This window comes from Sporocytophaga myxococcoides DSM 11118 (assembly GCF_000426725.1).
In the GTDB taxonomy this organism is placed as follows: domain Bacteria; phylum Bacteroidota; class Bacteroidia; order Cytophagales; family Cytophagaceae; genus Sporocytophaga; species Sporocytophaga myxococcoides.
In genome coordinates this window covers 995,877-1,016,711 of record NZ_KE384560.1, presented here as the reverse complement: position 1 = coordinate 1,016,711, position 20,835 = coordinate 995,877, and the positions used below count along the sequence as shown (strand labels likewise).

20 protein-coding genes are annotated in these 20,835 nt (G+C 35.2%); 8 read left to right on the top strand and 12 right to left on the bottom strand.

What is annotated here, in order from left to right; genetic code table 11:
- Positions 1–96: 96 nt before the first annotated feature.
- On the top strand, positions 97–426 hold the full coding sequence (locus K350_RS0122625) for a hypothetical protein (protein WP_028981858.1): 330 nt from the start codon (positions 97–99) through the stop codon (positions 424–426).
- A gap of 68 nt (positions 427–494) precedes the next feature.
- Here K350_RS0122625 and K350_RS0122620 read toward each other — a convergent pair whose 3' ends face one another.
- The 3 genes from K350_RS0122620 to K350_RS0122610 all read right to left on the bottom strand — a co-directional run bounded on the left by K350_RS0122620 (position 495) and on the right by K350_RS0122610 (position 2,912).
- Positions 495–1,424, bottom strand: a complete 930-nt coding sequence (locus K350_RS0122620; protein ID WP_028981857.1) for a hypothetical protein — start codon at positions 1,422–1,424, stop codon at positions 495–497.
- 23 nt (positions 1,425–1,447) lie between these two features.
- Positions 1,448–1,951, bottom strand: coding sequence for a hypothetical protein (locus K350_RS0122615; protein ID WP_028981856.1), 504 nt, complete (start codon positions 1,949–1,951; stop codon positions 1,448–1,450).
- Positions 1,952–2,057: 106 nt separating this feature from the next.
- Entirely contained in the window at positions 2,058–2,912 is an 855-nt protein-coding gene (locus K350_RS0122610) for a substrate-binding domain-containing protein (RefSeq protein ID WP_028981855.1), read from the bottom strand.
- A gap of 260 nt (positions 2,913–3,172) precedes the next feature.
- Here K350_RS0122610 and K350_RS0122605 point away from each other — a divergent pair, with 260 nt between their 5' ends.
- Entirely contained in the window at positions 3,173–3,706 is a 534-nt protein-coding gene (locus K350_RS0122605; protein ID WP_156027157.1) for a hypothetical protein, read from the top strand.
- Here the strand turns inward: K350_RS0122605 and K350_RS0122600 are convergent.
- Positions 3,698–4,183: a cupin domain-containing protein gene (locus tag K350_RS0122600; protein WP_028981853.1), complete on the bottom strand. Its 486-nt coding sequence runs from the start codon at positions 4,181–4,183 to the stop codon at positions 3,698–3,700. The genes K350_RS0122605 and K350_RS0122600 overlap by 9 nt on opposite strands.
- An 87-nt stretch (positions 4,184–4,270) precedes the next feature.
- On the opposite strand from K350_RS0122600, the gene K350_RS0122595 reads away from it, so the two are divergent.
- The gene (locus K350_RS0122595; protein WP_037576645.1) at positions 4,271–4,840 is read left to right on the top strand and encodes a chalcone isomerase family protein; all 570 of its coding nucleotides are present in this window, start codon (positions 4,271–4,273) and stop codon (positions 4,838–4,840) included.
- Positions 4,841–4,879: 39 nt separating this feature from the next.
- Here the strand turns inward: K350_RS0122595 and sucD are convergent, their stop codons facing one another.
- The 4 genes from sucD to K350_RS0122575 all read right to left on the bottom strand — a co-directional run bounded on the left by sucD (position 4,880) and on the right by K350_RS0122575 (position 8,840).
- A complete protein-coding gene (gene sucD, locus K350_RS0122590; protein WP_028981851.1) occupies positions 4,880–5,767 on the bottom strand; it encodes a succinate--CoA ligase subunit alpha in 888 nt (295 codons plus the stop codon).
- Between the two features lie 120 nt (positions 5,768–5,887).
- Positions 5,888–6,802 (bottom strand): DUF6089 family protein, encoded by a 915-nt coding sequence (locus tag K350_RS29980; RefSeq protein ID WP_081671108.1) that lies wholly within the window; start codon positions 6,800–6,802, stop codon positions 5,888–5,890.
- Positions 6,803–6,956: 154 nt separating this feature from the next.
- Positions 6,957–7,454 (bottom strand): YciE/YciF ferroxidase family protein, encoded by a 498-nt coding sequence (locus K350_RS0122580; protein WP_028981850.1) that lies wholly within the window; start codon positions 7,452–7,454, stop codon positions 6,957–6,959.
- Between the two features lie 105 nt (positions 7,455–7,559).
- Complete coding sequence (locus tag K350_RS0122575; RefSeq protein WP_037576643.1) at positions 7,560–8,840, bottom strand: replication-associated recombination protein A; 1,281 nt, start codon at positions 8,838–8,840, stop codon at positions 7,560–7,562.
- Positions 8,841–8,882: 42 nt separating this feature from the next.
- Between K350_RS0122575 and K350_RS0122570 the strand changes: the two genes are divergently transcribed.
- Positions 8,883–9,833, top strand: a complete 951-nt coding sequence (locus K350_RS0122570; RefSeq protein ID WP_156027156.1) for a DMT family transporter — start codon at positions 8,883–8,885, stop codon at positions 9,831–9,833.
- A gap of 29 nt (positions 9,834–9,862) precedes the next feature.
- Here the strand turns inward: K350_RS0122570 and galE are convergent, their stop codons facing one another.
- Positions 9,863–10,891 carry a UDP-glucose 4-epimerase GalE gene (gene galE / locus K350_RS0122565; protein WP_028981847.1) on the bottom strand — a complete coding sequence of 343 codons (1,029 nt, stop codon included), beginning with the start codon at positions 10,889–10,891 and terminating at the stop codon, positions 9,863–9,865.
- A gap of 222 nt (positions 10,892–11,113) precedes the next feature.
- On the opposite strand from galE, the gene galT reads away from it, so the two are divergent.
- Positions 11,114–12,094 (top strand): galactose-1-phosphate uridylyltransferase, encoded by a 981-nt coding sequence (galT, locus tag K350_RS0122560; RefSeq protein ID WP_028981846.1) that lies wholly within the window; start codon positions 11,114–11,116, stop codon positions 12,092–12,094.
- Positions 12,095–12,147: 53 nt separating this feature from the next.
- Here the strand turns inward: galT and lpdA are convergent, their stop codons facing one another.
- A complete protein-coding gene (gene lpdA / locus K350_RS0122555) occupies positions 12,148–13,542 on the bottom strand; it encodes a dihydrolipoyl dehydrogenase (protein ID WP_028981845.1) in 1,395 nt (464 codons plus the stop codon).
- Between the two features lie 186 nt (positions 13,543–13,728).
- Here lpdA and fabG point away from each other — a divergent pair, with 186 nt between their 5' ends.
- The 3 genes from fabG to K350_RS0122540 all read left to right on the top strand — a co-directional run bounded on the left by fabG (position 13,729) and on the right by K350_RS0122540 (position 17,399).
- Positions 13,729–14,475 carry a 3-oxoacyl-[acyl-carrier-protein] reductase gene (fabG, locus tag K350_RS0122550; protein WP_028981844.1) on the top strand — a complete coding sequence of 249 codons (747 nt, stop codon included), beginning with the start codon at positions 13,729–13,731 and terminating at the stop codon, positions 14,473–14,475.
- A gap of 242 nt (positions 14,476–14,717) precedes the next feature.
- Positions 14,718–16,619 carry a vWA domain-containing protein gene (locus tag K350_RS0122545; protein ID WP_156027154.1) on the top strand — a complete coding sequence of 634 codons (1,902 nt, stop codon included), beginning with the start codon at positions 14,718–14,720 and terminating at the stop codon, positions 16,617–16,619.
- Between the two features lie 81 nt (positions 16,620–16,700).
- Entirely contained in the window at positions 16,701–17,399 is a 699-nt protein-coding gene (locus K350_RS0122540) for a TIR domain-containing protein (protein WP_028981842.1), read from the top strand.
- A gap of 61 nt (positions 17,400–17,460) precedes the next feature.
- Here the strand turns inward: K350_RS0122540 and K350_RS0122535 are convergent, their stop codons facing one another.
- Both K350_RS0122535 and K350_RS0122530 read right to left on the bottom strand, forming a co-directional pair.
- A complete protein-coding gene (locus K350_RS0122535) occupies positions 17,461–19,998 on the bottom strand; it encodes an ATP-dependent Clp protease ATP-binding subunit (RefSeq protein ID WP_028981841.1) in 2,538 nt (845 codons plus the stop codon).
- Positions 19,999–20,156: 158 nt separating this feature from the next.
- A complete protein-coding gene (locus tag K350_RS0122530; protein ID WP_037576640.1) occupies positions 20,157–20,777 on the bottom strand; it encodes a WbqC family protein in 621 nt (206 codons plus the stop codon).
- Positions 20,778–20,835 lie beyond the last annotated feature (58 nt).

Here is a 20,835-nt window from a genome sequence, read left to right as displayed (position 1 = left end):
GGCTGGCCAGTTTAATGGTCAGCCTTTTTTATTAGCTGAAGTAACACTTTTAACTTTTTTAATTTTCCACCAGTTTTCTTAATAAAAGAATTTAAAATGGAAACTATACTCTCTTCAACCACCACAATGGATATTTCATCATCAGAAACAAGAATGGCTGGAGCTTTCTCCGGATTTTTTGCAAGAATTTCCCTTGATGCACAACCGGGAGAAAATGAGGTGATCATACATAGCCTGCCACTGGGAACTAAATGTATAACCGTTTGGATGATGGAGTGGTCTAGTCCTAATAATCCACATGTTGGAGATGCAGTATTTTACACCGATAGTGTCCAACTCTTTGATAATGGTACCAAATGTAGGGTAAAATATCGACTTGACTATCCAATGGCCCTTCCTGCAGCAGCTTCAATCATTTGCGGATAACATTAATTGTCGGGAAATAAAAAAAGCTGCCTTTGAGGACAGCTTTAAGTATTACTGATTATTTCTTATTAAAAATAGAAATGTAGGTTCAGATTAGCATTAAAATTATCCAATCCTAATCCAAAGTTATTAATTCCTGTTGAATTGTTTGGAGTTGGTTTCGCTTCATATTCTACTGCATTTCCGCTTGTATTATTCATTGCTTGAAGCTTTACAGAATCGCTTTTTTTGCTGGCAAAACCTAATGTATAACCAAATTCAGCGCCTAAGGAGATCTTTGGAGCGAAGAAATATTCGATTCCGGCAAATCCTCTAACACCAGCAAAAAATGTAGCTCCATGATTGTATTCTGTCCATCTTGAAGTAGTAGAATCTGCTCCTGGAATCCTGTTATAAGCATTTTCATAAGAAACTGGTGTTGGGAAATTTGCTCCCATTCCATTTCCATAATCAGCCTTTTCCTTTACCTTATTGAATCCTAAAAGTATTTCTCCTCCATATACTCCCTGAACTCTGCTCGCTCCTCTTCTTTTTTCGAGTCCTAAAGCCAGCAATACTGCGTTATTTCTTATGGTTACTTTATCTTCCGCAAACTGAGGCGCAAGGTTATTTGCCGTACCATCATTATTTGCCGCAACGATGTATTTATTAGTTGCCTTAGTAAAGTTAAACTGGAATCTTGCTCTAACAGCAGTATGATCATCAAGAAGATATTTACCAGTGAAAGCATTACCAATTCTGCCTCCTAATACTGTATTACTGAAGCCACTAGGGTAATCAACTGCTGGAGCTTGGTTACCTCCACTGAAGAAATTACCCAGGTACAACAAAACTGGATCAGCAGAGAATCCTATAGCATATTCTCCCTTTTTTGGTAAAATTAAAACACCTCTTTTTGATCTTAATTCAACAGTTTCCTGACTTGCTGCTGTTTCCTGAGCAGTCGCAAGTTTGCATGCTGATATAGCCAGCAATGCTACTAGGATTATTTTTTTCATTATTATTTGCTTAAAAAATCAGATTAAAAATTAGCCTTTACATATTCATCATAAACTCTGTAATTCTCATAAGTGATGGTTCCTGCATAAACGTCATCTGATACATAGAATGATCCAGGAAATTTGTAAATCATCGCTCTTTCGTCCCCATTGTTGTTTTGTTTTGCTTCAAAATCCTGAGGTATGATTCTTACATCAACTGATCTTCCATTCGCATCTACATTGAATGTATACTTTCCATTCACATCAGTTACTGTGTTGTACACAATATTTGGATAGTCTTTATTCGGATCAGGATTAGTTACAAGATCCGCTGAATTAATAATAGCCTGAACTTTAACATTTGCTGCCGGCTCAAAATCTCCATTATTAGTGTTTAGTTCAGCTTTTAGATATCCTATAATCGTAGCTTTTCCATTTGACACAACAGGACCATTATCATCATCCTTTTTACATCCAACCAATGTCATCCCTACAAATAGAGCAAGAGTTCCACCAATAAGTAGCTTTCTAAAATTTTGTTTCATGATTTAAAAATCAGTTTTGTTTGTTAAAAATTTGAATTATTTAAACTTAAAAGTTGTACCCAAAATTAATTAAGGGCATCCATTTATAAAAGTATTGAGCGGATATTTAATACTTAAAAATCAATTGAGTCGATATTTTTTTAGCAGAAATTATATGCAATCTATATAGCCATTCCTGAATATTATCTAGAATTTTTACATCAATACCATTTTCAATATTCCACTTTGTACTTTCAAACCACTGCTTTGCATCTTCTTTCTTCAATGAATATCGTTCTGAGACCATATTCGACGCTTCAGGGTTTTGCATGAAAGTTTCTACTGATTTATTAACAATTTTAAAAAATGTTGTTAGTATGGAACCATGCTTTTCGATAAAGTTTTCTGATGCAGCAAATACAAAACAAGGCCATGGGGTGAGCCTTTCTCCTATTCTTCGGAATTCACCTGCATCAACTAATGGTTTGGTCATATATTTTTCCCATAAAAAAATATCTGCTTTATCTTCTGATAAATAAGTTCTTGCACCTTCAAGATTACCAACCACAACCATCTGAGATTCTGAAATCTTCCAGTTTCTTTGGTCTGCATCTACATAGGACATAAGATGAGAACCTGACCCTTGCCTGCTTATTGCATACCTTTTACCTTCCAGCTGATCAATGTTGATATATGGCGAACTTGCAGAGACGTGAATCCCCCAAATTAATGGAGTCTCCACATATACTTTAAGAATTTTAAGAGGACTTCCTTTTACGATATCGGCTGTGATTCCTTCGGTAAGCAATATTGCGCAATCAATCTGATCTTCCTTAAGAGCAGAGCACATTGCTCCGGTACCTCCAGGAAAATCTGTCCAGACAAGGTCAATGCCAGCTTCTTCAAATTTTCCGCTTTGCTTAGCTAAATGAATAGGTAAATTAAAATGCTCCGGAACTCCGCCTAATCTAAAGGTTATCATCTTTCATGTATAAATAGAAATCCAAAGGTATTATCGGAAATTCACTATTGAAAGGTAAGAGCCGTAAATCTGCTGATTTGTTTAAATAATGAATAGCTAGACATAGTTCGATTTTTTGATAATGAACTTTGTATCGAGGAACTATTAATTTTTGAGAAGTAATTAACTCCGAAAAATAGCGAGAAAACCAAAATTAGTTTCAGCAGTTTCATTTTATAGAAATAAAGACCAATTAATATTTTATGTCAATTATTCAACAGATGCAAAAATTGAAAAATTCCTTAGTTTGGGCTTTTTTCGTTCTAGTCCTCGTTTCCTGCAAAGAGCCACAAAAGAACACTTTCGCTGAACACGGAGTTTCTTTTACCATTCCAGAGGGCTGGGTGATTACGCAATCGGAAAGCATAAATGATACACTTGGATTTTTCCTTACCTGTGAAAAAAAAGGGATGAATGAGAGTGGCATGTTTACTCTAAGCTGGATTAACCAGGAGGTAAGCAAAGAAGAGTTTTTATTGCTTCTCAAAAAACAGCTGTCTCAAAATTCTTTTTATAAAAATACGGGGATTCTGTTTAATGAAATCCAACCAATTAAAAATCTTGGGCATTTTCAAGTTTCAAGCACAGGATTCATCACACAATTATCCGGGCTGAAACATTCTGGACAAATTGTCTGCTTCAATTGCAAAGGCAGAACATTAGGTCTTATTTTTCAAACTGCTCAGGAAGATGAGGTGAAAAATAATACTGGTTTTGAAGAAATTCAGAAAAGCTTTGTTTGCAACTTACCTTGAAAGTTCCTTGACTATAGTAGCCTGCTCTGGAAATAATTTCAGTAAATCTTCCCTTTTTCCGAGTTCAAAATCATCAAAAGAAAACCCTGGGGCCACCATACAGCTAACAAGAGTATATCCTTTTCCAACTACTTTGGCTCCAAACCAGGTATTTTTTGGTATAAGCAATTGAAATTGGTCTCCAATTTGTACACCTAGCTTTTTAACGTCCAGACCTTCTGGAGATAACATATAAATTTCCACAGAGTTTCCTTGATGGAAATACCAAATTTCATCTGATTTAATTTTATGAAAGGCTGAAAACTCATTATCTGTAAGTAAAAAATAGATACTCGTTGCAGTATTTCTTTTCCCTGAATAATCTTTAGATAAGGCTGACTCTGGAATTTCAGACTCACTTCTGTATATCTCTCTGAAATAACCTCCTTCGGGATGCTTTTCCAGCTTTAGTTGGTTAATTAGTTCCTCTGCTTTCATAATTCAAATTAAATCAGATTTTTAATTAAAATCATCGAATCAAACAAAATATCCTAACTGCTATTATTATTAAAACTGACTAAGAATATGACAAAAAATCAGATACTTTTTTTCATTGGCATTTTAAGTCTTCTGCCCTTTAAAAGCCATGCTCAGACAAAAATCGAAGGAGTGGATGTTCCATCTTCTATTGATACAGAAAAGGGCAAGCTCCAGCTTAATGGAGCCGGAGTGAGAACCAAATACATATTTGACCTTTATGTTGGCGCCCTCTATTTAAAAGAAAAAAATAAAGATCCTAAATCTATAATCAATCAGGATGCTCCTCAAGCCATTAGAATGTATGTTATATCTGATAAGATTACAAATAAAAAAATGGAAGAGTCCATTAAAGAAGGCTTTGAAAAAGCTACTAAGGGCAATACAGCACCATATAAGTCAAAAATTGATCAGTTATTGCAGGCTTTTAAGGAAGAGATCCATAATAAAGACTTGATTGATATTATCTATTTACCTGGCTCCGGTGTAAAACTTTATAAAAACGGGAAGCTAAAAACTCAGGTGGAAGGACTTGATTTTAAAAAATTGCTATTCACAATCTGGCTTGGTGATGATCCGGCAGATGAGGACCTTAAAGACAATATGCTTGGGAAATAAAAAAGAGAGGCTGTTTCAATGAAACAGCCTCTTTATGTTTTAAGCAGTTGCTTTGCTTTTTTGAAGCGCCTTTAGCATTGTCTCTCCAATATCAGCAGGAGACTCAACCACAAACAGTCCGCAATCTTTCATGATTTTCATTTTTGCAGCAGCAGTATCATCTGCACCACCAACGATAGCACCAGCATGTCCCATTCTTCTACCTGCCGGAGCAGTCTGACCAGCAATGAAACCAACAACTGGTTTAGTACCATTTTCTTTGATCCATTTAGCAGCTTCTGACTCCATGCTTCCACCAATCTCACCGATCATAATGATACCTTCTGTATGAGGATCGTCCATTAAAAGTTTAACGGCTTCTTTAGTAGTAGTTCCAATTACAGGATCTCCACCAATACCGATACAGGTAGATTGTCCCAAACCAACTTTAGATAGTTGATCTACTGCTTCATAAGTTAATGTACCGGAACGAGACACGATACCTATTTTACCTGGTTTATGAATAAATGCTGGCATTATACCAACCTTAGCTTCTCCAGGAGTCATTACTCCAGGACAGTTAGGTCCGATAAGCGTAAGATTCTTTCCTTTGATATATTCTTTTGCTTTAATCATATCTTTTACTGGAATTCCTTCTGTAATACATATGATTACTTTGATACCTGCATCAGCAGCTTCCATAATAGCATCTGCCGCGAAAGCCGGAGGTACAAAAATTATAGAAACATTAGCACCTGTTTCTTTAACTGCATCTTCCACTGTATTGAATACAGGTTTTTCAAGATGTTTAGTGCCGCCTTTACCCGGAGTTACTCCTCCAACAACGTTTGTTCCGTATTCGATCATCTGACCGGCATGGAATGTTCCTTCAGAGCCTGTAAAACCCTGCACTATCACTTTGGACTGTTTATTGACTAGTACGCTCATGAATCTTTAGTTAGATTATACCCCACAAAAATAAAAGTTTTTGGTTCTTATAAAAAAATCCTAAGCATAAAATACTGAAATCTTTAAAAAATGAAATTTCCAGGCTACTTTTTAGGCTTACTATCTAAATTTTGGGCAATATATCTTACCGGGAATAATGTAAATTAACCTCAAAGAAACCAAAGCATAACTATCTGGGCCATCTTTACTTCCTCTTTTGCTTCCAGGTGCTTTGGATGTTGAATAAGAATATCCGGAGCCTTGATTAAAAAATTGTTCTTCGAGGGTATTATGTATAAAATCCAGATCTCTCTTCTCTCCGTTGTAAGATCCAGCAACTGATGCTGAACGGTTTGACATTTGTCTGGACTGATCACTTTTTAAAAGATCAGGATTGATATATCTTCCGCTTACATCATCCAGGTAATCGGTAGAAGTATAACGATATGTAAATTCCAACTCAAGATCCCATTGAATTGCTAGCTTATATCGAAATCCAAAACCTGCAGGTACAGAAAATTGTATATTTGAATATGACTTACCTTCGGTTTGTAGCTTTCGTAGGTTTATCCAAGAACCTGCGTCGTTTTTTGCCATTGGATTATGGTAAAAAACACCACCTCCCAATAAAACATAAGCATTGTAAATAGGACGTTTGCGATAATGATCTGTATTAGGCAACAAATCATATCTTAAAGTAAATGATAACTCTTTTATATCATTTCTAAAATGAAGATTTCTAAGGTAATTATCAGATTCCAGTTTTTTATCTGAAGCCAGATAATCGTCTCCTAAAATTCTAAACCATAGAAAGTCAAATTCATATGATAGTCTTGGATAAATTCTTTTGTTAAAACCAAGTGACAAACCTGGTCTTATGGTAGTCAGTGAGGATTTAATATCTCCATTTGCATAGCTTCCTACTCCCCCAAGAACAAAAGAAGGGTATTTACATCTGTAATTATATGGCTGTGCACTTACTGAATGGCAAGCAATTAAGATCAACAATAAAAAAAAGTATAAAAAATTTCTCACGAATTAAATTTAAACTATACGTTTTTCACGCTCCTTACTTAATATTGAAATTCGGATTTATGTAAACACAATTTACTGCAAAAAAGTAAAATAATCCTGAAAAGGTTGAAATCATATCTTTTTAGTTTCAACCTTTTCATGGTCAGTAATAATATTAATAATGAAATAATGCCTTTTCATTGATCAAACCTTTCGCAAGATTACTCAAATCCGCATCATCTTCCTGCTTTTCATCCTTTATTTCATGAAAGACATTTCCTACATTGCCGTAATCTAAGGTATGGGCAAATGCAGCAACCGTGCCATAGCTTGCAATTTCATAATGCCTTGCCTTTTGAAGGCCCACAATCAGAGCTGCATCCATTACGCTGTCATCTTCTATATCATTTATATATTCTTTTATTTCGCTTATTAAGCCACCCATCACCGGACAAGTTTGTCCATATGGATCAACCTCCATTTCTCTTGCAATACTGTCCAGTCTTTCCTTATCCTTTAATGTTGTTGTCAAACTTTTTTCAAAAGCCCTTTTTAAATCTGGATTCGAACAGCATTCTATAATCTCTGGCAAAGCTTCAGCCAACTGGGTTTCTGCACTATATAGATCTCGAAAGAGGTCTATGAATAGATCGTCAAAACTTCTAACCTTCATATTCCTACATGTTTTACTCTTTAGTAAATTAACAAATATTGCAGATTCTTTAGTGCAAGCTTATTTATTTTAACCTTAAAAAACTGAATATACGCTACCTAAAGATTAATACCCATATTTGGTTTTCCATAGCTTTTTCAGCCTCGTTCGGAGTTCGTTTTCTCTGGCATTATTTCCGGGTTCAAATAATTTTCGCCCCTTGATTTTATCTGGTAGAAACTCTTGTTCTACAAAGTTATTTTCATAATCATGTGAATATTTATAGTCCTTCCCATATCCTTGCTCTTTCATAAATTTGGTTGGGGCATTCCTCAAATGAATCGGCACAGGCAAATCTCCTGTTTGCCTGACAAGCTCATGAGCCTCTTTGATAGCAACATATGACGCATTGCTTTTAGGAGAAGAAGCAAGGTAAGTAACACATTGGGAAAGGATAATATCCGACTCTGGGTAACCGATAACCTGTACAGCCTGAAAACAGGTTGTAGCCATCACTAGAGCAGTAGGGTTGGCATTTCCAATATCTTCCGAAGCAAGTATAACCAATCTTCTTGCTATAAATTTTACATCCTCTCCACCTTCTATCATTCTTGCAAGCCAGTATACAGCGGCATTCGGATCACTTCCTCTTATTGACTTTATAAAAGCGGAGATAATATCATAATGCATCTCCCCTTGTTTATCATATAATGCAACTTTCCTCTGCGCTATGTTTAAGACAACTTCATCAGTAATTTCAACCGGTTCCTTGTCACTTAAATTGTCAACTACCAGTTCAAACAAATTCAACAATTTCCTTCCATCACCACCAGAAAGATTGAGCATTGCAGCATATTCCTTTATTTCAATCTTTTTTTGTTTCAGAAGAAAATCTTTTTCCATAGCCTGAGTCAACATACCTTTCAACTCATCCTCTTCCAATGCTTTAAGAGTATAAACCTGTGATCTCGACAGAAGGGCGCTATTGACTTCAAATGAAGGATTCTCAGTGGTAGCTCCGATTAGAGTAATTATCCCTTTCTCGACAGCATTTAACAAAGCATCTTGCTGAGATTTATTAAACCTGTGAATCTCATCAATGAAGAGGACAGTCTTTCGGGTACCTTTAGCTCTTTCAATTACTTCTCTTACATCTTTTACACCACCACTTATAGCGCTGAGTGTAACAAAGGGAGTCTTTAACTGTGCTGCAATAATATTAGCCAGTGTTGTCTTACCCACCCCGGGCGGTCCCCAGAAAATCATAGATGGAATAGATCCTGTCTCTATAATTTTTCTTAATACAGCGCCTTTTCCTACGAGATGTTTCTGACCTATAAAATCATCTAGGCTTGTTGGTCTGAGTCTTTCGGCCAGTGGTTGTCCGGATGTATATTTATTTTCTATGATTTAACAGAGTTTTGGAAATCAAAATTTGAAAATTTTCTTATGTTTAACAAATTAAAAAATCTTCCGGTTTACCTTAGAAACATAATTTTGAAGCAGGATTTAAAATCTCATGGGCTGTTATTATTATCAACCCTCATAGCAGGAGCTAATTATACAATCTCAAAATTTGCAACACCGGAATATATTGCTCCTTCCGCAATTATTTTATTGAGAATCATCGCTACTATACTTCTTTTTAATGCATTAGGTTTTTTCGTTAAAGAAAAAATAGATCTATCTGACAGAAAAAGAATATTCCTTTGCGCACTCTTTGGAGTTGCATGCAATCAATTACTTTTTTATAAAGGCCTGAGTCTTACATCTCCTATCAATGCTTCTTTAATGATGACAGTGAGCCCAATTATTGTCCTTGTTATCTCTGCTATTAATGGCTTTGAAAGAATTACCCCTTTTAGAATTTTAGGATTATTATTGGGTACTATAGGGACGAGTGCTTTGCTGCTGTCCGGAAAAGATCAGTTTAACGAACTTTTCATAGGTGATACCCTTGTTCTTTTAAATGCAGTTAGCTGGGCACTGTTTCTTGTTATTGCAAAGCCTCTGTTAGCGAAATATCATTTTATCACAGTTTCCAGATGGATGTTTAACCTGGGCTTCTTCCTCGTTTTTCCTTTTAGTATTAATTCATTTATGGAAACTAAATGGCAAAACTTCGATTCCACTGCATATCTGTCTATTGGTTTCATAATAATCTTCGCAACATACATTTCTTATATTCTCAATGTTGGAGTACTAAAAAAAGTAAACCCTTCTGTTGCTGGAAGTTATATCTATTTACAGCCTATATTTGCCGCTTTCATTGCTTTAATGCTGGGAAAAGACGAATTAACATCAGAAAAAATTGCTTACAGCATTTTAATTCTAACCGGTGTATTTCTTATAAATAAGCAACCTCATAAAAAAGTAAGAGATCAGCTTTATTCAAACTGATCTCACTAATAATCAATTATTTTAATAAGTTAAATAGCATTTATCTCATTGCTTTTAGGGGCGTATCTGCCATTTCTCTCTCCATTATGCCATTTCCAGGCAGTTTCAATAATTCCAGAAAGATCCTGGTATTCAGCCACCCATCCGAGAATATTTTTTGCAGCGGAAGGATCTGAAACCAAAAGTGCTGGATCCCCTTCTCTCCTTGGCCCATATATGACCGGCACTTTTAAGCCGGTAACTTTCTCCACTGTTTCAATCACCTCTTTTACAGAACAGCCTTTTCCTGTCCCTAAATTACAGATTGCAGATCCTTTATTATTCAACAAATGCTCAAGAGCAAGTATATGAGCCCTCCCAAGATCTTCCACATGGATATAATCTCTGATACATGTGCCGTCGGGAGTATCATAATCAGTACCAAATACAGTTACAGGACCTCTTGTACCTTTAGCTGCTTCAATCACCAATGGGATTAAATGTGTTTCCGGATCATGATCTTCACCTATGAGTCCATCTTTCGATGCACCTGAAGCATTAAAATATCTTAAAAAAAAGTAATTCAGGTTATAAGCAGTACCATAATCCTTAAGGATTTTTTCAAGCATTAATTTGCTTTGGCCATAAGGATTTATCGGATCCTGAGGATGATTCTCATCAATAGGTAATCTTACAGGATTTCCATAAGAAGCACATGTAGAAGAAAATATAAAATTATTGCAGTTATATGTCCTCATCACTTCTATCAGGCTAAGAGGAGCTGCTATATTATTCAAATAGTATTTTGCAGGGTCTTTAACAGACTCACCAACATAAGCATACGCAGCAAAATGAAGTACTGCATCTATTTTGTTTTCGGAAAATATAGTTGTCATAGCCTTGCCATCTGCGATATTGGCTTTTACTAACTTTACATTTTTATCCAGAATAGCCTCTTCATGACCATAAACAAGATTGTCTACGACAATTACCTTATATTTTTTTTCTGCAAGGAGTCTTACAGTATGAGAACCGATATATCCGGCTCCGCCAGTTACTAATATTGTTTTACCTTCCATTATATAAAAAATGCGTTCTATTAAAGTTAATTAATTTGTATTTATAAAGTTCTGAGATTTTGATATTTTTTAAAAAATTAAAGTAAAAAGAACTTAAATCATCATTAATATTACTTTTTAAAGAAAATTAATATCCTGGCAACCTTTTAAATCTATATTCAGTTAAAAATTATAGTTCCCGATTAATTTACCTGGAGTATATTTTGTTTAAATTTTTACCGCATGAATCATTTAAGGTGGAATCCTTTACTAAAAACTTACACTTTAATCGCCACTAATCGAATTCAGAGACCTATATTTCCGGATGAGTGTCCATTTTGTCCAGGAAGTGGAAAAATAAAAGACACCTATGACGTTCTCTATCTTCCAAATGAGTTTCCCGTATTGTCAAATGAATTTAAAGCTCCCATACAAGAAAACGGATCTTTTTTTAAATCCGGAGCAAGTTATGGTCAATGTGAAGTAATACTTTACTCCCCTGATCATTTTGCGACCCTATATGACTTGGAAAATTCACACGTTGAGAAGTTAATAAAGTTATGGAGAGATCGCAGTCTCGAGTTGAGTAAGAATGCTTCAATTGAGTATATACATATATTTGAGAACAGAGGTCAGGAGGTAGGTTCTTCCATACATCACCCACATGGGCAGATTTATGGATATCCATTTATTCCTCTGAAACTTAAAACAGAACTGGATTCTTGCAAGGAATATTTTTTACAAACCAACAAGAACCTTATACTAGAATTAAACGCACAGGAAGAAAGCGAACAAAAAAGGATTATCACATCCAACAAAAGCTTTCTTGCTTATATCCCATATTTTGCCGAACATCCGTTAGGCGTATTCATTTCTTCCAGAAGACAAAAGAGTTTTTTGACTGACTTCACGAATGAAGAAATAACTGATCTTGCAATGATTTTAAAGGACGTTACCGGAGCTTTGGACGCTGTTTATAAAAAGCCATTACCATATACAATGTCCATTCATCAGGCACCACATAAGTCAAAAGAATATTTCGATAATAAAAATTATTACAGCTTACATATCGAATTTTCACCTGTTCTTAAAGACGCGTCTAATGTAAAATTCCATGGGGGATCTGAAATGGGTGCCTGGGCAAACATCAGCACCAAACCAGCAGAAGAAAGTGCTGAAATACTTCGGAATGCTTTACAAATATTTAAAAAAGCTGGGAGATGATAAAAATGAAAGAGGCAGTAAAACTGCCTCTTTTTTAAAAAAAAGTTATCGAACTACAAGTGAATAACTTCATTGTATGCAGCTGCTGCAGCTTCCATGATAGCTTCTGACATAGTAGGATGTGGGTGAACTGATTTTATGATTTCATGTCCAGTAGTTTCAAGATTTCTTGCAACAACAACTTCAGCAATCATTTCGGTTACATTAGCTCCGATAAAATGAGCTCCAAGCCACTCACCATATTTCGCGTCGAAAATAACTTTAATAAATCCTTCGCTTGCTCCTGCAGCCTTTGCTTTTCCTGATGCTGTGAAAGGAAATTTACCAACTTTAATCTCGTACCCTTTTTCCTTAGCTTGCTTTTCAGTAAGACCTACAGATGCAATTTCAGGAGTGCAATAAGTACAGCCTGGAATATTATTATAGTTTAATGGATGAGGGTTCTGACCTGCAATTTTTTCAACACAAATAATACCTTCAGCAGAAGCAACGTGTGCAAGTGCTTGTCCTTTTACAATATCACCGATTGCATAAACTCCCGGGATGTTTGTTCTATAATAATCATCAACTATAACTTTTCCCTTGTCAGTAGCAACACCAACTTCTTCAAGTCCTATACCCTCAATGTTTGTAGCAATACCTACTGCAGAAAGAACTATATCAGCTTCAATAGTTTCAGCTCCAGAAGCAGTTTTAACTTTTACTTTGCATTTAGCGCCGCTCGTATCTACAGATTCAACAGCAGAGTTTGTCATCACTGCTATTCCTGCCTTTTTAAATTCTTTTTCAAGCTGTTTAGAGACATCCTCATCTTCTACAGGAACAATATTCGGCATAAACTCTACAATAGTAACTTTAGTACCCATTGAATTGTAGAAATATGCAAACTCAACACCAATTGCTCCTGATCCCATGATAACCATAGATTCAGGTTTTTTCTCCAAAACCATGGCTTTTCTATACCCAATAATCTTTTCGTTATCAATTTTAACATTAGGCAACTCTCTAGATCTGCCACCAGTTGCAAGGATAACATGGTCAGCATTGTAAACTTCTTTTTTACCTGCTGCATCAGTTACTTCAACTTTTTTTCCAGGAAGTATTTTACCGAATCCAGAAATATGATCGATCTTATTTTTACGGAAAAGGAATTGGATACCTTTACTCATTCCACTGGCAACGTCGCGGCTTCTTTTTACAACTGCTGAAAAATCCGCCTGACTTTCACCGACATTGATACCATATTCTTTTGCATGCTTTACATACTCAAATACCTGAGCGCTTTTCAACAAAGCTTTTGTAGGAATACATCCCCAGTTGAGGCAAATACCGCCCAACTCTGCTTTTTCCACCACTCCTACTTTCATTCCAAGTTGAGAAGCTCTGATAGCAGCAACATATCCACCAGGACCGCTTCCTATCACAATTAAATCATATTTTGCAGACATAAAGTACTTTTAGTTTTACAGGGGGCAAATTTAAATTATTTAGGATTATAAAAAAATTCAGGGAAATTTAGTGCGGTAAATATTATTAATCCGACACGATTTCAATTAAATGACTCTGAATTTGAGCCTTCATTCTAGGTTTTTCGGATTATATAGTTATTTTTGGGCCCAAAACGTAAAATTTAAATGGGACTATTATCCGGAAAAAATGTACTAGTTACAGGTGCTTCAAAAGGAATAGGCAGAGCGATTGCTTTGAGATATGCTCAGGAAGGAGCTAATGTAGGCTTTACTTTTCTTTCAAGTATAGAAAAAGGTCAGGCTTTAGAAGCGGAATTACAATCTAAAGGTATAAAAGCTAAAGGATTCAGATCTGATGCTTCTAATTTTGTTGCTGCTGAAGACTTAGTCAACAGCTTCATTGCAGAATTCGGAACATTGGATGTATTGATAAATAATGCAGGTATTACTCGTGATACCCTTTTAATGAGAATGACTGAACAGCATTGGGATGATGTCATTAATACCAACCTGAAATCTGTTTTCAACCTTACTAAAGCTGCCACCAAACAGCTTATGAAACAAAAATACGGTTCTATCATTAATATAACTTCAGTTGTCGGAATCAGAGGCAATGCCGGCCAGGCAAATTACGCAGCGTCAAAGGCGGGAATCATTGGTTTTACTAAATCTGTAGCTCTTGAATTAGGTTCAAGAAATATTCGTTGTAATTCCATTGCTCCTGGATTTATTGAAACTGAAATGACCGGCGAACTTGATGAAAAAGTAGTTCAGGGTTGGAAAGATTCAATTCCGATGAAAAGAGCTGGTTTACCTGAAGAAGTAGCTGATTGTGCTGTATTCCTGGGTTCCGATTTATCAAAATATATAAGCGGACAAGTACTGCAGGTTGATGGTGGTATGCTTACCTAGTTTTACAAAATTATAAAAATAAAATTACAGCCTTTCACGTTCTTTGAAAGGCTGTTTCATTTATAATCAAAATGTCAAGCTTTAAACTCATAACAGAATACTCCCTTTGGTTTATAATCCCGGCGCTATGTGTTGCCGGTGCTTATTCCTGGCTCCTATATTCCAAAAAAGGGCCTTGGTCCCCTCTATTAAACAAAATACTTTTCTCTGTCAGGTTCATTCTGATTTTTCTACTATGCTTTTTGCTTATAGGACCGCTGCTTCAATACATCAAAAATGATTTTGAAAAACCAATCTTTGTCTTTGCAATAGACGATTCAGAATCTAATACTATTTCTACAGGAGCATCAAAGTTAGATGCTCTTAAAAATCAGATAGATCAAATTAAAAGAAGCATACAACAAGAAGATTATACTGTTGATATAGTAACCCTATCAGGTAAACAGGCCATTGATGATATAAACTTCAAGAATCCTTCCACTAACCTTGACTATCTGCTGGATAATATTGAATCCAACTATGAAAATAGAAATCTTGCCGGAGCTGTATTGTTTTCCGATGGTATTTATAATCAAGGACTATCCCCAGCATACAAGGAACTGGGATATCCTTTGTACACTATTGGTCTAGGAGACACAACAGCAAAGAAAGATATAATTCTTAAAAATATACTTTATAATAAACTTACTTATCAGGGTAATTCTTTTCCAATAGTAGCCGAAATTCAAAACCAGGGTTTCGAAGGGAAGGACATCACTGTTACTATAAAAAACAAAGGAAAAGTACTAGACAAAAAGGTCATAAAATTTTCCAGAAACTATGATTTAAAAGAAGTTGAATTTAGACTGACATCGGACGAAAAAGGACTTCAGCATTATGAAATTGAGATTGTTCCACAAGAAGGAGAGTTTACAGATAAAAATAATACAGGTCATGCATACATTGATGTTATTGAAGGGAAAGAAAAAATTCTGTTAGTAGCTTCCTCACCTCACCCTGATATTAAAGCGATTAAAAGTGTCACTGATCAAAAAGAAAATTATAGTCTGAATATATATATTCCAGGAATTACGGAATTTAAAAACGAAAAATACGATCTGATCATTTTCCATCAACTACCAGATCTACAAAATACTGCAGCTGAAATATTAAATAAATATAGTAAAGACAATAGTTCAATTTGGTATATCACGGGCAACAAAGTAAACTATGCAAACTTCAATCAGATCAACAATGCTTTGAAGATTAGCCAAAGGGGGCAGCAACTAGATCAAGTTACTGCTTTGTATAATTCCGATTTCAACAAGTTTTCACTTACAGCAGAAGAAGCTTCTGTTATATCCAAATATCCGCCCGTATCTGTTCCTTTTGGAGAGTTCAAGCCAATGAATAATGCTGAAGTAATCCTATTTCAGAGATTGGGAAATATTCAAACAGTAAAACCTCTACTTCTTTTTTCCAATTTTAATGATAAAAAAGTGGCAGTATTTTCAGGGGAAGGACTTTGGGAATGGAGATTACTTGAATTTAAAGAAACCGGCTCAACTAAAGTTTTTGACAAACTTATAGGTAACCTCATACAACTTTTATCTTCCAGAGAAGAAAAAAGAAAATTCAAAGTATACCCAATTAACTCTGAATTTTACTCCAGCGATCCTGTACTTTTTGAGACAGAAGTATACAATGACATTTATGAAAAGATTTATGGTCAAAACATAGATCTGACAATCGTCTCAGAGAAAAATGAAAAGAAACATTATTCCTATGTAAATACTGAAAATTCCAGATTTGAAATCAAAGGATTAAGCCAGGGAATTTATAAATATGTTGCCAGTACAGTTCTTAATGGTAAAAAAGAAACATCAGAAGGTGAATTTTTAATTAAAGAATTAAATATTGAATTGATAAATGGAACTTCAGATTTTGATTTATTAAGGACAATATCGGAAAAAAATAAAGGTCTGTTTCTTCCTGTTACCAAGTTATCATCATTACCTGAGATATTAAAAAAATCATCTCCCCAAAGTATTATACATAGCAATGAAGAGCTATCTGAAGTTATTAATCTAAAGTGGGTATTCTTCCTGCTACTCAGCCTTATTACATTAGAGTGGTTTTTTAGAAAATTTAAAGGAGGTTATTAAGCAAGTTAATCTTTAAATAAGACTATAACATTTTAGCCGTTATTACGCTATAGTTCTAGTCTATTCTTTAAATTTGTATTGATGAAAGAGGTTAATTTTTTACTAAAACGATTCCAGGATTTTGGGTATAAGGGAGAGTGGAAAGAGCAATATTATCATTTGTATGAAAAGTCCTATGAACTGTTAAACAATTCTCTTTATCCCAAAAGAAACATTTACATAAAATCTCTTGATGAATTCAATGGCATAATGATGGATCTTCCACACAGCCTTGGTCATGAAGAGAAGTTGACATTTAGAAGAAACCAAAAACATATTATTGATTTACTTTATCAAATAAAAGAAGAGAACAAAAAGATCTTCGTAAGTTTTGGGAAGGAATCAAGAATGAAAGATAAGGTATGTACCTTTCTTGGTAAGACAAAAATGGATTTTGTAGTTATTGATGAAGAAGACGTTCCTTATTCTCCTGAAACATTCGTAAAATATGCTAAAGATTGTGAATACGGAATTTTCTTGTTTTCCGCAGATCAGGAAATTGGAACAACAGGAAAATTTCAGACCAATTCAAATGTTATGCTTGAGCTTGGATATTTTATTGGACAATCATCACTAAAAAACCTGATAGCCTTTTATCCAAGTGACAAATTCATTGAAACGGGTTTAAATTTTCAGGGTATATCTTATGAAGAATTTAAACCTAAAGGTGGTTGGAAAATAACTTTGCTTAACCACATGAAAAATTCAGGAATATATGTGGATCACATCCTTGAGGAATAAAGTCAGATCTTTATATTCTTTGTAATTAATTAAATAAAAAAGGCCCTTAACGGGCCTTTTTTTATTCATCAGTTTTCTCAACTTTTTTCTTTTTTACCTTGAAGGTAAGAGTCTCACTCTTTCCATCATAATCTGCTGTAAGAGTATCACCTTCCTGAACTTCTCCCTTAAGTATTTCCTCAGCTACAGGATCTTCAAGATACTTCTGAATGGCCCTGTTTAAAGGACGAGCTCCATATTGAGGATCGTAACCTTTTTCAGCTAGAAAATCTTTTGCTTTTTCAGTCAATTCTACTGAGTAGCCGAGAGTATTGATTCTTTTGAAAACATTGTTCAATGTGATATCAATAATTCTATGAAGATCTTCTCTACCAAGAGAGTTGAATACAATCACATCATCAAGTCTGTTCAGAAACTCAGGAGAGAATGCTTTTCTAAGAGCATTTTGAATCGTTCCTCTCATCAATTCATCTATATTATCCTGTTTTGCTTTTGTTGCGAAACCGATACCGGCACCGAAATCTTTTAGATCTCTTGCACCAATATTAGATGTCATGATAATGATGGTATTTCTGAAGTCAACTCTCCTTCCTAAACCGTCTGTAAGGATACCATCATCTAGTACCTGAAGTAACAAGTTGAATACATCAGGGTGAGCTTTTTCGATTTCATCAAGAAGAACTACGCTGTATGGCTTTCTTCTGATTTTTTCTGTAAGCTGACCACCTTCTTCGTATCCAACGTATCCTGGAGGCGCCCCCACAAGTCTACTTACGGAGAATTTCTCCATGTATTCACTCATGTCTATTCTTACAAGTGAATCTTCTTTGTCGAACAGATAAGTTGCAAGTACTTTAGCAAGCTCTGTTTTACCAACACCTGTAGGACCTAAGAATATGAATGATCCAATTGGTTTTTTAGGATCTTTCAACCCCACTCTTGTTCTCTGAATTGCTTTTACAAGCTTTTCAATTGCCTGATCCTGACCGATAACTTTACCTTTAAGCTCGCCACCCATTCCAAGCAATTTGTTACCTTCATTTTGTGCTACTCTGTTTACAGGAATTCCTGTCATCATAGCAATTACTTCAGCAACGTTTTCTTCAGTAACAGAATATCTTTTTTTACGAGTTTCTTCTTCCCATCTTACTTTAGCAGCATCAAGCTGCTCAAGAAATTTTTTCTCCTTATCGCGCAGTTGGGCAGCTTCCTCGTATTTTTGACTTTTTACGACTTTATTTTTTTCCTTCTTGATATTTTCGATCTGCTCTTCCAGCTTCACGATATCAGCCGGAACGTGAATATTATTAATATGCACTCTTGCACCAGCCTCATCAAGAACATCTATTGCTTTATCTGGTAAAAATCTATCGCTGATATATCTATCTGATAATTTTACGCACGCAGCAATTGCTTCGTCAGAGTAATTTACATGGTGGTGATCTTCATACTTATCCTTAATGTTAGTCAATATCTCTATTGTCTCCTCAGGAGTAGTTGCATCAACCATTACAATCTGGAACCTTCTTGCAAGGGCTCCATCTTTTTCAATGTATTGTCTATACTCATCTAAAGTAGTAGCACCTATACATTGTATATCTCCCCTAGCAAGAGCTGGTTTGAACATATTAGAAGCATCAAGCGAACCTGAGGCACCTCCTGCTCCTACAATTGTGTGAATCTCATCGATAAAGAGAATAACTTCAGGAGATTTTTCGAGCTCGTTCATAACGGCTTTCATTCTCTCTTCAAATTGTCCTCTGTATTTAGTTCCTGCAACCAAAGAGGCAAGATCCAGAGTAACTACTCTTTTACCGAAAAGTACCCTTGAAACTTTCTTTTGAATAATTCTCAAAGCCAAACCTTCAGCAATAGCTGTTTTTCCCACACCAGGTTCACCGATAAGAATAGGGTTATTCTTTTTCCTACGGCTCAACACCTGAGCTACTCTTTCAATTTCTTTCTCTCTACCCACTATAGGATCGAGTTTATTTTCTTCTGCGAGTTTTGTAAGGTCTCTGCCAAAATTATCCAAAACGGGGGTTCTGGATTTTTCCGTGGTTCCTTTGGCCGGCTCTTTGCCAGCTCCTGAACCACTTCCTCCGAAGATTCTTGAGCTATCTTCGTCAGAATCGTCTGTATCGCCTGATGCCATAGGATTTTGCTGATGATATTCTAATAATTCTTTGATCACATCATAACTCACTTCAAATTTTTCCAGAATCTGAGTCGCGATGTTGTCTTCATCTCTTAATATTGACAGAAGCAGATGCTCGGTCCCTATTAATTCACTTTTAAAAATTTTGGCCTCCAGATAAGTGATTTTTAATACCTTTTCTGATTGCCTTGTTAGGGGAATGTTGGCCAGGTTTTTGACATTGCCTGTAGCAGTACCTTTTGTAGCTTGCTCCACCGCAAGTCTCAACTCTTCAAGAGAAACACCCAGTTTTTTTAACAAGCTGATTGCAACTCCTTCCCCTTCCCTGATCATTCCAAGCAAAAGATGTTCTGCTCCAATATAATCATGGCCTAAACGAAGTGCCTCTTCCCTGCTGAGGGAAATTACTTCTTTAACTCGGTTTGAAAATTTTGCTTCCATATTATAAAGGAGCTATTTAGTAATAGCGTAAATCTAAATTATTTTTACTATAAATAACCAACTATTTTATATATTTTATTTCTATCTTTCTCTTAAATAGAGAACAAACTGATTTTTCCCTTTGTTCGATCATCTTCACTTTTCCCTAATTGGATCCCTTACGTATTCATAACATTTATTGCATTATTTCCTTCACAAAATAATAAATCAATTATGCTCATGTTATTTACAAAATTCCTGCCAAACACTTGTCGATATGTTATTCTGCCAAGTTTGGGGTCTTCTGCCTGATTTCTTTTAGGGATAATATGATTTCTCATATCAAAAACGTCCTCATATTCTTTTATATAACTGTTTGTAAAGGAAATATTCTTTTCAATTTGAAATAATTTCAGACAAAGTGTCAGAAATTCAAAATTCATATCAAATAAAGTTCTGTGATTTTTGGAATAAATACCCTCAAAAAACGGCCAGTAATACTCAAAATAAGGAGCATTTCTATAAGCTGAAACAATCGCCCTTTGATGGACCTGAAGCCACTTTTGGGAATAATCGATTTCTACTTCCGTATATAGCTTTTTACCTTCATGCTTAACAGGAACAGACAATTCCAAAACCTTATCTGCCGTTAATATTTTACAACGATTTCTGTAAGTATGCCTGAGATAATTTTCCGAATTTTCAAAAACAACTTCCTTCGCTTTCAATATATTTAAAAAATATTCGATACAGGGAAGGTACTGTAAGTCTAATACTATTCTTTGTGATTCTTGTTGCATCAATGTTCTAAAAATTTAATACAATTTTAGAAATGATTTTAATAAATTTATCCATTCG

Coding starts and splice junctions, on each gene's coding strand:
- sucD (WP_028981851.1), bottom strand. CDS start 5,767: ATGAGCGTACTAGTCAATAAACAGTCCAAAGTGATAGTGCAGGGTTTT.
- galE (WP_028981847.1), bottom strand. CDS start 10,891: ATGGAAGGTAAAACAATATTAGTAACTGGCGGAGCCGGATATATCGGT.
- lpdA (WP_028981845.1), bottom strand. CDS start 13,542: ATGTCTGCAAAATATGATTTAATTGTGATAGGAAGCGGTCCTGGTGGA.
- K350_RS0122535 (WP_028981841.1), bottom strand. CDS start 19,998: ATGGAAGCAAAATTTTCAAACCGAGTTAAAGAAGTAATTTCCCTCAGC.
- K350_RS0122580 (WP_028981850.1), bottom strand. CDS start 7,454: ATGAAGGTTAGAAGTTTTGACGATCTATTCATAGACCTCTTTCGAGAT.
- fabG (WP_028981844.1), top strand. CDS start 13,729: ATGGGACTATTATCCGGAAAAAATGTACTAGTTACAGGTGCTTCAAAA.
- K350_RS0122600 (WP_028981853.1), bottom strand. CDS start 4,183: ATGAAAGCAGAGGAACTAATTAACCAACTAAAGCTGGAAAAGCATCCC.
- K350_RS0122530 (WP_037576640.1), bottom strand. CDS start 20,777: ATGCAACAAGAATCACAAAGAATAGTATTAGACTTACAGTACCTTCCC.
- K350_RS0122595 (WP_037576645.1), top strand. CDS start 4,271: ATGACAAAAAATCAGATACTTTTTTTCATTGGCATTTTAAGTCTTCTG.
- K350_RS0122615 (WP_028981856.1), bottom strand. CDS start 1,951: ATGAAACAAAATTTTAGAAAGCTACTTATTGGTGGAACTCTTGCTCTA.
- galT (WP_028981846.1), top strand. CDS start 11,114: ATGAATCATTTAAGGTGGAATCCTTTACTAAAAACTTACACTTTAATC.
- K350_RS0122605 (WP_156027157.1), top strand. CDS start 3,173: ATGCAAAAATTGAAAAATTCCTTAGTTTGGGCTTTTTTCGTTCTAGTC.
- K350_RS0122610 (WP_028981855.1), bottom strand. CDS start 2,912: ATGATAACCTTTAGATTAGGCGGAGTTCCGGAGCATTTTAATTTACCT.
- K350_RS0122625 (WP_028981858.1), top strand. CDS start 97: ATGGAAACTATACTCTCTTCAACCACCACAATGGATATTTCATCATCA.
- K350_RS0122540 (WP_028981842.1), top strand. CDS start 16,701: ATGAAAGAGGTTAATTTTTTACTAAAACGATTCCAGGATTTTGGGTAT.
- K350_RS0122620 (WP_028981857.1), bottom strand. CDS start 1,424: ATGAAAAAAATAATCCTAGTAGCATTGCTGGCTATATCAGCATGCAAA.
- K350_RS0122570 (WP_156027156.1), top strand. CDS start 8,883: ATGTTTAACAAATTAAAAAATCTTCCGGTTTACCTTAGAAACATAATT.